We start from the raw sequence: 14192 nt of genomic DNA, 5'->3' as shown, positions 1-14192 counted from the left end.
ATATATGAAAATTATGATTGTAAAGAGGCAGATATCAATAGCACGCGCTATTGTTTTTGAAAATTTTCATTATTAATGATTATTTTCACAACCCCTTTCACAGGAGTAGCTTTATGGCAAACCTAGGAAAAAAAGTCCTGGTGTACGGTTTGTGTTCCATGTTGGCGTCACCTTTCATGGTGCTTCCGAGACAAGCCTACGCCAACACGCAGAACTTAACCGTTTACAGCGGCGGAACTATCTATACCATGACGGAAAGTCTGAAAGAAGTTCAAAACAATGTTAAGCCCCACAAGGCGAAAGCCGTTGTCGTGGATAACAAAACAGGCAAAATCATAAAAGTTTTCAAAGAAAATGAAAACGCGGACATGTATACGAAAAACGCAAATTACAAACAAGTAAACCTCGGAACAAACGTCATGCTTCCGGGCTTCATCGACCCGCACGGGCACTTCCCGACCGCATCATCCGGTTTGACCAGCATCGACTTGAACCCTTCTCCCATCGGCGATCCGGGTGTCAATACATTGGCACAGCTGCAAGACAAACTCATCCAAACCGCAAAAGAAAACCCTGATATGTACCAATACGGAATTTCCGGTTCAGGATACGACGACACCTTGCTTGACATCAAACGCCACCCGACCCATGAAGAACTTTCAGTACGTGAACTGGGACAAAAACCTGTAAAAATCGGTCACAGTTCCGGGCACATGTCCGTTGTGAACACCGTGGCGTTAAAACAACTTTTCAACGACACATATATTAAAGGTACATTAACAACGACGTTAAAAAACCAAGGTGTCCTGACAAGCGCTCAAAGCGTGGCTTCCGCGCAGCTTATCAAATCCGGTACGGAAATCCAATACGAAATAACTCTTAACGACGGTACCAAGAAAACGCTTCCCGGCATTCAAATGCGCAAGGACGACGGAAAAGCCAGCTTCCCGATTGCTGACGCAGACACTGCCGTAAACTACATGACCGGGCTTCTTCAGGAAAGTTCTGCCGAATTTGTTGCCGTCACCTCCATTCCTGCGGCAAAGGACCAATGGATTCCATATGCCGCCAAGGATTATATTTCCCGCGGCGTAACCAGCGCCAATGACGGCGGAACGCTTGCTTTCGGTCTGGCTCTTGACGACGCGCAAAAAGCGCTCGCCACAAACGCCCTGCCATTGCGTATGGTAATCCAGCCCCGTATCTATCTGAACTTCGGTGTCAATATTAACGAACACACCCTTCAAAACCATTTCACCCTGGGCTGGACAGGCATGAATTATACCGCAGCCGATGAAAAAGACAGAACCATCGGTTCCCCGTCCGCCAATTCCCCGCAAACAGGTGACGACATCACAACCTGGTACGGCGCTTTCGTACCGACTCCTCCCGGATTTACCGGAACGCCGGCTACGGAACAAAACCATGGAAAACCGGGTTCCGAAGCGGCTGACACGACGTACGCAAACCAGTTATACAAAAAGTTTCAAGCCGACCCGGTAGGCTACAAAGACCGCATCATGCTCGGCACCTGGAAATACAATTATGACGGTTCCATTCAAGGCTACACCGGTTATTTGGCACAGCAAGGCTATTACACAAAACCTGCAGATCTGACGCCTTTCAACCCTGCCGGACGTACGGGCGATGAAGCTGCCGGCACGGGCGAATACGTGGTAGGCGGCAAACCAAGCGTTACCGACCCTAAATATTTCTGCGTCGGCGGAGCCCACTACGGCAATGAAAAATCACTCGGCAACGGCACATACGACTCCGTACAAAACGCCATTACCCAATACCACCTGCAAAACCAAGGCGTATCCCTGCACCTGAACGGCAGCTGGGCTAACGACGACGTTATCAACTTCGTGGAACAAGCCGCTTTTGAAGCTAAAAAACAAGGCAAAAACATCACCGACACCCGTCACACGGTTATCCACGCCCAAATGCAGGATTTGCAGCACATCCAGCGCATTATGGGCAACTATGACCAATTCCCGATCGACACGCCGAGAAACGTAAAGAAATTCACAAACGTCTGGACCGGCGTAAACGCCATGACATGGCAAAAAGGCGCTCAACAAGCCAATTCAGTCAATGACTACAATCCGGAAGAAGGCAGCTACCTTGACCAATTCGCAACCGGCAAAGGCAATACGGGGCAAGACCTCAGAACCGCTTTGGGCGGAGCCGGAGAACAAAACCTCATCCGCCAGCAAAACATGATCAGCTCTTACTTTGTCGACCATACGTATTACTGGGGCGAACGCCACAGAGATATTTTCATGGGTCCGGGACGCGCATACAACATGAGCCCTATGGGCTGGGCGGTAAAACTCGGTCACCGTTACACCTTCCATAACGATACCCCAGTAACGCCTCAAAACCCGTTGAAATCAATCTCAGTCGCCACAACCCGCCTTTCTTCAGGATACCAAGCCGGCGGCATAAAAGCTCAGCAGCAGCCGATTTACGGCACTGCCGGCATTAAGGAAATCGGACAAACCAAAAAGTACTATCCGACAGTTGAAGACGCAAACAGCGGCGATACTTCAAAAATGGTTGAATTCCATGACTTCGACCAACGCATCACCGTATTGCAGGCTTTGCATGCCGTTACTGTGAACTCCGCATTCTCAAGCAAAATCGAAGACCGTTTCGGTTCAATCAAAGAAGGCAACTGGGCTGACTTCGTCATTCTCGCACAAGATCCATTTGAACTTGAAAAACAAGGCACAACAGGATTGTTGGCAATCGCGGACATTCCCGTTGTCACCACCATTGTGGGCAACAATGCCGTATTCGGTTTCTTGCCCGGAACAACGGAAGGCAACTTCGTAAGCTATCTTGAAGGCAGTTTCTTCGACGCCAGCCTTGCAGGTTCCACTATCCAAACAATCAGCGAAAATGCGGACGACTTTACGGACCCGGCTTCCTTTGTGCCGGAAGCAACTCTTGCCGAAGCCGGAAAATCACTCGGCAAGGCATATCTTGGCAATGTCCAGTTCACCTCCAAGATTGACGGAACCAAGACCGTAGCCATATATTCCGCACAAATCATGGGTAACGGCGATCCTGTCAGCACCGTGAAACTCCATAAGTTCATCACGCCTGCGAATATCAAGCCATTTACCCTTGTCGGAGCCGATTTCGACAAAACCCAAGTGCAGACCTATGCAGGAAAGTTCTGGATTACCAGCAAAAAGCTTGACACCGTCCTTACGGAAAACGACAAGCTTGAAATCGGCAATGCATACTACATCCACTTCGCAATTGAAGACGATTCCGAATTCGACCTTGATAAAACCAATAAAATAATACAAGACCCTGTCATCGTAACCGCGGATTCACTTCCTAAGGCTCCTACCGCTCCTTATGCCGGACATGGCGGAGGCGGGGGCTGCACCATAGGAACAAGCGCGCAATACGACTTGGCTCTTGTCATCTTGGCGGCATTCGGTCTTTTGGCAATACGCATTTACAGAAAGCGTGACAACGCATAATCAACCCTATAACGCTTCGGGCTTTTCCCTAGGGAAAGGCCCGAGGTTTTCACAGAAAAAAAGATATGCCGACTTTCATTTACAAAGCAGTTGATCAAAAAGGAAAAAACCACAAAGGTTCCATTGATTCCGACACGGAAAAATCGGCTATTTTCGCGTTAAAAGCCCAAGGGCTCATTCCTCTTTCCATATCCCTGACCAGCAAAAAAATTTCTGAAAATCAAAAACAGTCCCATACGGGGACTTCTTCTTTTAATGAAAATTCCGGACCCAAAAATATCATTGAAAAATTACAAAGCATACATATCGGTCCGCAAAACGTTTCCTCCTCCAATATCGCGGCAGTCATCAGACAGCTGGCAACCCTCATAAAAGCCGGTTTGCCCGTTGACAAGGCATTAAAATACCTTGGGGAACAATGCGCCAATGAACAGCTCAGGCAATGCCTGTCCCAAATAAAAGACAATATCCGCACAGGAAAATCACTGGCTGACAGCATGGCGGAATTTCCGCAGTTCTTTTCCCAAACCTTTGTCACGATGATTCGCGCCGGTGAGGAAGCCGGCACCCTGGAACTTGTCATAGAACGATATGCGGACCACATGGAACAGCAAGTCGCCCTGAAACGGAAAATCCAATCCGCCTTGGCATATCCTGTTTTCATGCTTTTTGTCGGAACAGCCATCATCATTTTCCTGCTTGTTTACGTTATTCCGCAAGTTACCGGCATTTTTGCCGATATGGGAAAAATCCTCCCCCTGCCCACAAGAATTTTATTGGGCATAAGCCAATTCGTCCGAAGCTTTTGGTGGATCATCGCGCTTCTTGCCACCGGTTTCGCTTTTCTTTTTTACCGCTTTAAAAAATCGCGCAGGGGAAAACTCCTTTGGCACGGTCTGCTGCTCAAACTGCCCCTTGTCGCTGAAACATACAGATATGTTTTGGTGAGCCAGCTCACAAGAACGCTTGGCATGCTCCTGAAAAACGGCGTCACGCTTTTAAAAGCCCTGAAAATAGTCCATTCCATTACGGATAACGTCATTATGACCCGCTCCGTTCAGAATATGATTGACGGCGTGCAGGAAGGGCATGATATTTCCGCTTATATGAACGAGGAAAAACTGTTTCCGGGCATTGCGCGGAACATGGTGGCGGCAGGTGAAAAAAGCGGAAATTTAAGCGATATGCTCCTGTGGGTGGCTGACGATTGCGAAAACGCCGTTGCAAACAAAATTCAAATTCTCACGTCTCTTTTGGAACCGATCATGATACTCATACTGGGCGGTTTTGTCGGCTTTGTCGTTATCGCAATCATGCTTCCGATTTTTGAAATGAGCAGTCTGGCGGGATAGTATGAAAATATTTCAAACCAAAACCTTTCTCTTTTGCATTTGTTTTCTTTCCGCCTGGTTTGCCGCCTCCATCACCATGGACCTGCGGGAGGCGCCCATTCGTTTTTCCGGCATAAAACAAAATGCGGCGGTGCAAAATACGGGCGGTTCCCCTAAACAATATCAAAAAATTTTACAAGCCAACCTCTTCCGCGGGCTTGTTTACTCTCCAAATCAGCAGCAGGCGCTTCACAGCCAAACAGCAAGGAAACATACGAGCGACGGTTCCATTCCCGTTAGTTCACTGCCATTAATTCTGACCGGCACGATAATTTTAAACGACAGCTCGGAAAACAAGGCGATTATCGCTAACGGAAAAGAACAGAAACTGTATACCGTGAACCAAACCGTCAGCGATTGGAAAATTGTGGAAATCAACCGCGAAGAAGTCATCATCGCCCAAAACGCCAAAAAGGAAAAACTCGTCCTCAGAAAAGAAAATACGGTAATACAGGCGGACTTCACCTATCCGCTTTCCAAAGACGAATTGACGGACTTTTTCAGCGATATTCCAAGCGTGCTCCAGCACGTTCAAATTCTCCCGTACAATAAAAACAATATCCAGGGATTGCAGATAATCAGCATAAATCCGGGCACGTATTTCGACAAGTTCCGCCTCCTGCCGCAAGACGTCCTGCTGCAAGCCGATGATACGGCGATACGCTCATACAACGACATCGCCCGGCTGGCGGAGGTGATCCGGAACGATACATTCACCATAACCCTTTTAAGAAACAACAAAAAACTCGTGATACAATATTCTCTCACATAGGAACGAAACATGAAACATCTTAAAACCATTGTTCTTGTATGCCTTGCGCTGTTTCTGCCCGCAAACGGCACTTTTGCGAATGAAGAAAATCCGGCGCACCTTTCTGCGGAAAAAACAATAAAATTCGATTTCCAAGATGTGGATATACACCAGTTTATCCGTTATGTAAGTGAAATGACGGGATATAATATCGTCACGACCCCGAATGTGAAAGGAAACATCACCATTTACTCCCCGGTGGAAATAAACACCGCGCAAGCCTTTGAAACCTTTATCGCCATTATGAGGATACACGGGTTCGCCGTGCAAAAAACCGGAGGCGTGTATTCGGTCATTCCTTTCAAAGACGGCATACAGCAAGGCGAAACAACGGTCGGCATTGAAAATTCCCGTTCCCCCCAAAGTATCGAGACAAGAATCATTCCGCTGAAAAAAGCCATGGCTTCGGAACTTTCCAAAATCCTGCCTGCGATTCTGGCAAAAGATTATTATATCACGTCCTATGCCGGAGCCAACACCTTGGCCATCACCGCGCCGAAATCTGCCATGGAAACAGCCCTCGCCTTTATTGAACAAGTCGAAAACAGCACCAATAACGGAAAAACGGCAATCATAAAATTAAAGCACGGCAACGCAAAAACCCTTGCGGCGCCTATCGCCACCATGCTGAAAAGCAGGGATGAGGAAATGTCCAAACGGGGCGGAATCAGTATCAGCATGGTACAGCCGGACGACAGGACAAACAGCCTTTTGGTTTTCGGCGATGATGAAACAATCGAAACCGTTCGGGAAATAATTGCGGAAGTCGACATTCCGACCCCGAAAGGCAAAGGCGACATCCACCATGTCCGCCTTGCGAACGGAAAAGCCGAAGATATTGCGGAAGTCCTCAATACCCTGCTTGAACGGCAGATCGCTTCGACAAACGCGGAAGAAGAAAAGGACATCGTGCTTTCAAAGGACGTCAAGGTCGTTCCCGACAAATCGACAAACAGCCTTGTCATCACCGCCCGCTCTGATGAATTTGACGCCCTGCTTGAAATAATCAGGAAACTGGATATTGAAAGACAGCAGGTTTTCATCGAAGCCCTTATCATGGAAGTCAACAGCGAAGCGAGCGCCGCTTTCGGCGTCAACTGGACCTTAGGCACGGATTCGGGCGATGTGGGCATTGTGGGCGGTGTTAATCTAAACGGCGGAACAATCAATTTAAATTCAAACAGAACCGCCACGCTTCCTTCCGGTATCAGCCTCGGCGCTATTTTGAACGAAGCGTTTTCCATCGGCGGAACGGCATACAACGTCCAGTCGATTTTGAACATGTCCAAAGGCAATACCGATATTGACGTGCTTGCCACGCCGCAGCTGCTCACCCTCGATAACGAGGAAGCCTCCTTTGAAGTGGTGGACAACATTCCCTACACAAAAGAATCCACGGCAAGCAACGAGGCGACGTTTACCACGCAAACCATGGATTATAAGGATGTCGGGGTGAAATTGAAAATCGTTCCCAGAATTAACGACAACGGGGCGCTGAGGCTGGAAGTCGAACAGGAAACAAGCAGGGTGACGCAGGGACTGATCACCTTGTCCAACGGCGATCAGATTGTCGCCCCGACAACAAGAAAACGGCTCATCAAATCGACCATTTTGCTGAAAGACGGACAAACCGCCGTCATAGGCGGCTTGCTTGACGACAATTCCAGCAACCAGCAGACGGAAGTTCCGGGATTTTCAAAAATCCCCGTACTGGGCTGGCTTTTCAAATCAAGACAAAAAGAAAAAAGCCAAACCAATCTTTTTGTTTTCATCACGCCTAAAATCATCAGAAGTTTTGAAGAATCAGAAACCCTCACCGCCCAGAAACAGCTCATACTCCACCAAACGAGCATAGGCAAAGACGGACTCGGGTTGCCCATTATCAGCAAACCGAAGCTTCTTCCTCCGCTCATGGTTCGATAAGGAAGCCCCCATGCCTATGAATTATGATGATTTTTTATTGGGTAAAGAAGAAAAAGAGCTTTTTTCCCGGCAGGCGCAGAGAGAAAACGTCCCTCTCGCGAACGTGCTGTACGCTGAAAACCGCATAACCGAAACGCAATACCTTTCTTTGCTTTCGCAGGAATTCGGAATCAGCCATGTGCCGGATATGAAAAATCTCATAAATCAGGAACATTCCCCATGGTCTGCTAATTTTGAGGAAATATGCCTTTTTTCAATCCAATGGTTAAGAAAAAATATTGTAATTCCGCTCTATTACAACAATATTCCCGTACTTGGGATTTGTAACATACAATCATGGTCCATAAAACAGGAACTTGAATTTTTATTGCAGAAACAATTCATTTTTCCGGTTTTGCTGGAAAAAGAAAGCGTCCAGTATCTCATCAATTTGGCTTTCAACTCCGTAAGCCAAGAAAATTCCGAAGAACTGCTTCAGCAGTCGGAAAACAAATCCGTTGATTTCGACGATGACACGATTGACGATGTTCTTGACGACAGCAACGAAACCCCGTTCATCCGCTTCGTCAACCATGTTCTTGCGCAGGCGATAAGGCTCGGCGCAAGCGATATCCATATTGAGCCGTATCGGGAGGAGTCGCGTATCCGCTTTCGCTTGGACGGGGTCTTGTACGATAAAAACAAATTGGAAAAATCCCACCATGCCGCGGTCGTTTCCCGTATCAAGGTCATGGCGAAACTGAATATCGCGGAAAAAAGGCTTCCTCAGGACGGAAGAATAACCATAGCCTTAGGGGACAGGGAGGTCGGACTGCGTGTTTCAACCCTGCCCACTTCTTTCGGCGAAAGGGTTGTGCTGCGTTTGCTTGAAAAATCCGAAAGGATACTCTCTTTGAACGAACTGGGGCTCACCCCCTCCTGCTTTGCCGTGATGAAAGAATTTATCAGCATGCCCAACGGAATTATTCTGGTCACAGGTCCGACCGGCAGCGGAAAAACGACAACCCTTTATGCCGCCTTGCAGGAAATAGCCTCTCCCAGCAGGAATATCCTCACCATCGAAGACCCGGTGGAATATGAGCTTGACGGTATCGGGCAGGTCCAAGTCAACACAAAAATCGGGCTGACTTTCGCCAACGGGTTAAGAACCTTGGTGCGCCAAGACCCCGACGTCATCCTCATCGGTGAAATCCGCGATCAGGAAACCGCCTCCATAGCCGTGCAGTCCGCCCTTACCGGACACCTTGTTTTTTCAACCCTGCACACGAACGACGCCCCAAGCGCCATTACCCGCCTGCTTGATATGGATGTGGAATCGTTTTTATTGAGCTCGGTATTGCGGGGAGTCATTGCGCAAAGACTAGTCCGTGTGCTTTGCCCGCATTGCAAAACAGCCTATTCACCGAATAAAGACGAAATGCTGAAACTCGGCAGGGCGGCGGAACATATGCAAAACAATACCCTCTATAAACCGCAGGGCTGTCCGGAATGCATGAATACCGGATACAAAGGAAGAATTGCGATTTATGAGATGATGCCTATTCATGAAAAAATGAAAAAATTGATCGTGGACAAAACCGATTCCGCAACAATCAGGCAATTTGCGGAAGAAAACGGAATGTACAGCCTTTATCTTGACGGAATGATCAAAGTAGCCCAAGGAATAACTTCCCTGACGGAACTGACAAGAGTAATCAATGCGTAACTTTTTTTCTTCTTTTTTCAGCAAAATTGAAACATGGCGAAAACCGCTTCTGTTCTCGGTCCATGCCGAATTTTTCAAACGGCTCTTTTTCGCTTTCTTTTTATTTCTCATCTGCTATCTTTGCATTTTCGCCGTTCTTTCCATGAAAAAGAATGCGGAAATGAAATTTCGGCATTTCTTATCCGTATTGGAAGAAAACAATGTCAATATCGTCAACCCGCAAATCAGCCTCATCATGCCCGCTTTAAAATTCGACGCGCTCAGCCATGCGGCTTATCCGGATATTGTGATTGAACAGGGAAAATTGGAATTATCGCTTTGGAACAAGGAAATAAACCTCACCGGCGCTTTGGCTAAAGGAAAAATCACGGCAGCCGTCACATCGGACGCATTGTTTTCTCCCAAGCAAATAACCGCGCGGGCGACATTTGAAAACATCGATTTAAAAGACATGAAAAATTCATTTCCGCTGCAAACACTGATAGGCGTCAATTCCGGCACAGCCAATTTCAACGCTTACGCAGCCTTTCAGCTGCAAAATTCAAAACCCGATCTTTTCTCCATGGACGCAGCCTGCAAAGGAAACGTGACAAATGCCGATGTCATCAACCATATTCCTATCCTGAACCGTTCAGACATTGCAAACGGAAATCTGTCCGTGGATTTGCGGCTGAACAAAAGCAAACTCGATTATTGCGATATCTCTTTCAAGTCCGACATAATATCGGCGGAAGTGAACGGCACCGCGGATCTTGATTACCATAATCTCCGCCAATCGGCATTAAATTTCAACGCCGTTGTCAAAATCGATAAGAATGATATCAATCAGGAACTGACCCCAAAAAACACGCGAAGATCAATTCTTGAAAAAAACGAAGTCAGAATGAAAATCACCGGCTCCCCCAATTCTCCGAACGTCAATGTCTTATAACGGATTTAACTGGATATGTTATGAATAAGCTCTATATCGTCCTTATTGAAAAATCAGCGCATTGGCATGTTTCCGTCTGGAAAAAAAACTTTTTCCTGCCCTTTTTGCTTGCTGAAAAAAAATACGCCAAAACAAATCCCGAAGAGCTGACAGCCGCAATTGCTGACGACCTGAAAAGCAGCTGCCCGCAATCCATAAAAAACAGCGTATGGCATATTTGCCTCGACCCTAAAAACGTCATCGTCAAAGAATGGAAATTTCCTTTTTCCTCGCCCGCAAAAATAAAAAAAGCCATCGGCATAATGCTTGATGTCGAAATGCCGCAGGCAAACCTGTTCACCCATACCGCAATCATCGGCAAAAAAGAAAAAAACGATACGGAAACAACAGCATACACGCTCTCTTGCCTAACGTCTTTTTTAACATCATGGTATTTATTGACGGACCGATACGGCGCCGCGCAAACCAAAATAACCTTTTTGCCTTTCCCTTATCTCTTAGGACAAAACCATGCGGAAGAAAAAAACTATCTGGCTCTTTACGATGAAACGTTCTTTTCCATTTGCCGTAAAAAAAATCAAATAAAAAAACTCTATTATATTCAACTGCTTAAAAATGAACAAAACGGCAAATATTTCAATGCCGCCATGAACTTCATTTTGCCCCATGCGGAACATGCGGAATTTGTCATCATCAGCGAAAACAAACGGGAATTGAAAGAATACCTCGACAAAGAAATAAATTATGCTCCGTACATCGCAATTCCCAAATTGCAAGCCCTCTCGGATATATTGAAAAAATGCGCGTTTTTTAAGAAAAAATCACCGTTCAAGCATGCGGTTTACAGCACTGAAAACATTGTCGCCCATAATATCCTTCTGTCTTTCGGCTCGGCTTCATTATTTTTCACCCATAAAAACAAAACAAATTCACCGGAAAAAACAAATGAAAACTCGCAGCTGGAAAAACTGCTCAACCCGAATTTCATTCCTTGTTATCTTATTGTGTTTTGTCTTGTCTTGGGATTAAGCTCCCTCAGCCTCAAGCTGACAGCTCTTAAAAATGAAAATGAGAGCTATTTAACGGAAATTCAAAACAGTTATAAAAAAGCGGTTCCGGACGCCCCCTCTTTTTCCAATTTCAAGCAGTTGAAAAGCGTGCTTTTAAACAGAATAGCTCCGGAATCAGCCGCGCATTCCCAAAATACGCCTTTAGCCGTTTTGGACCGCCTAAGCGAACGTTTGCCGGATAAGGAAAAAATCATCCTGACAAATTTCAATATGAACAAAAATATTGTTTCAATCAATGCAAGCACCATAAATTACGAAGAGCTGGATAACATAACAAACGCGTTGAAAGCGGATTCCGATATTTCAAACGTGAAAGTCACAAACGCATCCATCATCAAAGGTCAAAACAAATTCAGCATCAATTTTGAAATCACCTTCAATGTGGAGGATACCATATGAGCAAGCTCAAGTATATGCTTATGCTGACGGCGGCAGGCTTTCTTCTTTGTTTCATATATCTTCACACGCAGATAAACAAAGCCGAACACCAATTACAAACAACGAAAAACAATTACGCCGAACTGAAAAGCCTTATCGCGCAGATTCCTTCCGAACAGCCGCAGGCGAAATCCCTGTCAACGTCCCTGTTTTACCGCCTCAATGAAATATCGGAACAATTAAACATGGCACAGCAAATAGAATCCGTAAATCCTTCTCCCCGCACTGAAAATTACAGTGAAAAATTGGAAATCCGCCTCTCGAACCTTTACCTGGACCAATGCGTCGCATGGCTGAACCTATGGCAGGCGTATCCTGACATACAAATCGAACAATTATCAATGCAAAAAAATAACGACAACTTTTTTTCATTGTCCATGGGCATTATCCGTTATGAATGAAAACAGCGCTTTCACCCTGTTAGAAGTATTGATTTCATTGTCGATACTCAGCATTGTCGCCGTCATTTCCGTTCAGCAAATTGGACGGCAGCAAGAAAGCATAGCGTTTAATCTCTGGCAGGATGCCGTCATTTATAAGGAAAGGGAAATTTTAACCAATATCATCCAATCCAAGAATTATGAACAATCGGGAACGCTCGCTCCTGAAAATCCGAAAATTTCATGGAAATCCGAAATAAAAACAATTGACGGGCAATATCAGCTCAAAATACTTTCAGTCAATTTTAAAAATGAAAATTCCAAAAACGGTCAAAGTGTCACCATGGAGTACATATTACCATGAACAATAACGGATTTACGCTGATAGAACTCTTAATAGCCATGAGCCTGACCTCGGTCATAGGCATGGTTCTTTTTTCAACATACGATATGGTGATGCAGTTCGGCACTGAAAGCAAAAAAATTGTTTTTCAAAAAGAGCAGGAACGCTTGTTTTCAACAATATTGGATAATGATTTCGCAAATATTTCCATTGTTCACAACAAACCTATACCTGTGTTTCTTACTCCCCAGGAACATTCCGCACGGTTCAAACAATTCGCCGGCGCAGAAAAAAACACTTCCGGTTCCGACATATTGGTCATTTCATTGCAGACAACGTTCCAAATACATGGCGGCGCACCCAAAAACGCGCTTCCTCCCGCATATGCCGTGGAATATTATTTACGAAAATCCCGGCAAAACACGTATGTTTTAATACGCAGGGAACGTCCGTTCGCCGGTATCGATACGGATTTTCGGACGACGGAGCTGCTTTTGGACAAAAACATCAAAGAAATAGACATCCAAGCGTTATGGAACGAACAATATTATTCAAACTGGTCCGAAAAAACCACAGCCGATAAGAATTTTTATCCCCAAGCGTTTAAATTTACCATTTCATATTCCGACAGAAAAAACTTCACGTTTATCGTTCCGGTTCCGGCAAAAGAAAGAGATAGCCGATGAAAAACAATCAAGGGACTGTTCTGATTATAGTTTTAATTATTCTTACCGGGCTTGCGGCAATCGCGTCCAGGCTTTCTCAATTCGTATTGTACGACCATGCCCTTGCAAATTTAAACAAAAGAACAATACAAAGCAAAATTTTTGCGGAATCGGGCGAAAATCTCGCAGTCAAACTCTTGCGGAACAATTTGTCAGCAACATCAGCCGCCCGAAAACATACGCTTGAAGAATTGACGCTTATTTGGCAAGCAATCATGGATTCTTTTAAAAGCGAAGATTTTTCCATACAAATTGTCGATGAAAATTCTTTTTTCCCTATCAACAATATTTTTTCGTCAACGGACGATACGCGCAAGAGAGCTTTATATCATCAGCAAATCCTTAAAAATATTCTGGTGAACCTTATGAAACAAAACGGTTATGCCGGAACAGAAGAAAACGCATATGAAATGGCGGATGAAATGCTCAATTCCATGCTGATATGGGGAGGACAGATCGCTCCTGATGCGGAGGAATTAAAAAAATACCTCGCTCTTCCCGTCCGGTGTTTTCCGCCCGAAAGACCGTTTGAAAATCCCCAAGAATTAAATTTGATAGCATGGCCGCAAACTATCGATCAAACATTGATACATAATATCATAAACGGAACAGACAACGGCAAAGGATTAATCGACATCGTCAGCGTTTGGAGCAGCGGTCCCATGAATATCGTTTTTTTAGAGCCGGTTGTCGTCCGAAGCCTTTATGACGGACAAAATCAAGCCGGCGATTTTTTACAGCAAATACTTTTAAAAAGAACTTCAAAAGAAAATTTAAATGAATCCGCCTGGTACAGGGAAATTTTTGAAAGCTTTGCACAGAATGTTCCCTCCCAAAGCATCGTATCCCACTCGAGCAGGGTTTTCCGTTTTCACATCCGGGTCGGAGCCGGCAATAATAACATAAGCATGGTATCAATCTGCACGATTTATGATAACTATATAAAATGGAAATATAAAAACATTCAATAAG

At 45.4% G+C, this 14192-nt stretch carries 11 protein-coding genes; all 11 read left to right on the top strand.

Features of this window, described 5'->3' with window-relative positions:
- The first annotated feature begins 113 nt into the window (after positions 1-113).
- The 11 genes from JBF11_RS09395 (at position 114) to JBF11_RS09345 (ending at position 14191) form a co-directional block, all read left to right on the top strand.
- Positions 114-3503 (top strand): amidohydrolase family protein, encoded by a 3390-nt coding sequence (locus JBF11_RS09395; protein WP_334315221.1) that lies wholly within the window; start codon positions 114-116, stop codon positions 3501-3503.
- 65 nt (positions 3504-3568) lie between these two features.
- Positions 3569-4855 (top strand): type II secretion system F family protein, encoded by a 1287-nt coding sequence (locus tag JBF11_RS09390; protein WP_334315220.1) that lies wholly within the window; start codon positions 3569-3571, stop codon positions 4853-4855.
- Position 4856: 1 nt separating this feature from the next.
- Positions 4857-5666 carry a type II secretion system protein N gene (locus JBF11_RS09385; protein WP_334315219.1) on the top strand — a complete coding sequence of 270 codons (810 nt, stop codon included), beginning with the start codon at positions 4857-4859 and terminating at the stop codon, positions 5664-5666.
- Between the two features lie 9 nt (positions 5667-5675).
- Positions 5676-7628 carry a type II secretion system secretin GspD gene (gspD, locus tag JBF11_RS09380; protein WP_334315218.1) on the top strand — a complete coding sequence of 651 codons (1953 nt, stop codon included), beginning with the start codon at positions 5676-5678 and terminating at the stop codon, positions 7626-7628.
- A gap of 10 nt (positions 7629-7638) precedes the next feature.
- Entirely contained in the window at positions 7639-9333 is a 1695-nt protein-coding gene (locus JBF11_RS09375; protein WP_334315217.1) for a GspE/PulE family protein, read from the top strand.
- A complete protein-coding gene (locus tag JBF11_RS09370) occupies positions 9326-10264 on the top strand; it encodes an AsmA family protein (protein WP_334315216.1) in 939 nt (312 codons plus the stop codon). The genes JBF11_RS09375 and JBF11_RS09370 overlap by 8 nt, the downstream gene beginning before the upstream one ends.
- A gap of 20 nt (positions 10265-10284) precedes the next feature.
- Positions 10285-11733, top strand: a complete 1449-nt coding sequence (locus JBF11_RS09365; RefSeq protein WP_334315215.1) for a PilN domain-containing protein — start codon at positions 10285-10287, stop codon at positions 11731-11733.
- On the top strand, positions 11730-12173 hold the full coding sequence (locus tag JBF11_RS09360) for a hypothetical protein (protein ID WP_334315214.1): 444 nt from the start codon (positions 11730-11732) through the stop codon (positions 12171-12173). The genes JBF11_RS09365 and JBF11_RS09360 overlap by 4 nt, the downstream gene beginning before the upstream one ends.
- Positions 12166-12516 carry a PulJ/GspJ family protein gene (locus JBF11_RS09355; RefSeq protein WP_334315213.1) on the top strand — a complete coding sequence of 117 codons (351 nt, stop codon included), beginning with the start codon at positions 12166-12168 and terminating at the stop codon, positions 12514-12516. Before JBF11_RS09360 ends, JBF11_RS09355 begins: the two co-directional genes overlap by 8 nt.
- Positions 12513-13181 (top strand): prepilin-type N-terminal cleavage/methylation domain-containing protein, encoded by a 669-nt coding sequence (locus JBF11_RS09350; protein WP_334315212.1) that lies wholly within the window; start codon positions 12513-12515, stop codon positions 13179-13181. Before JBF11_RS09355 ends, JBF11_RS09350 begins: the two co-directional genes overlap by 4 nt.
- A complete protein-coding gene (locus tag JBF11_RS09345) occupies positions 13178-14191 on the top strand; it encodes a hypothetical protein (RefSeq protein ID WP_334315211.1) in 1014 nt (337 codons plus the stop codon). The genes JBF11_RS09350 and JBF11_RS09345 overlap by 4 nt, the downstream gene beginning before the upstream one ends.
- Position 14192: the final 1 nt, after the last annotated feature.

This window comes from Taurinivorans muris, assembly GCF_025232395.1.
Classification (GTDB): Bacteria; Desulfobacterota; Desulfovibrionia; order Desulfovibrionales; family Desulfovibrionaceae; genus Taurinivorans; species Taurinivorans muris.
The sequence above is the reverse complement of the archived record's forward strand: the minus strand, read 5'-3'. Positions and strand labels throughout refer to the sequence as shown.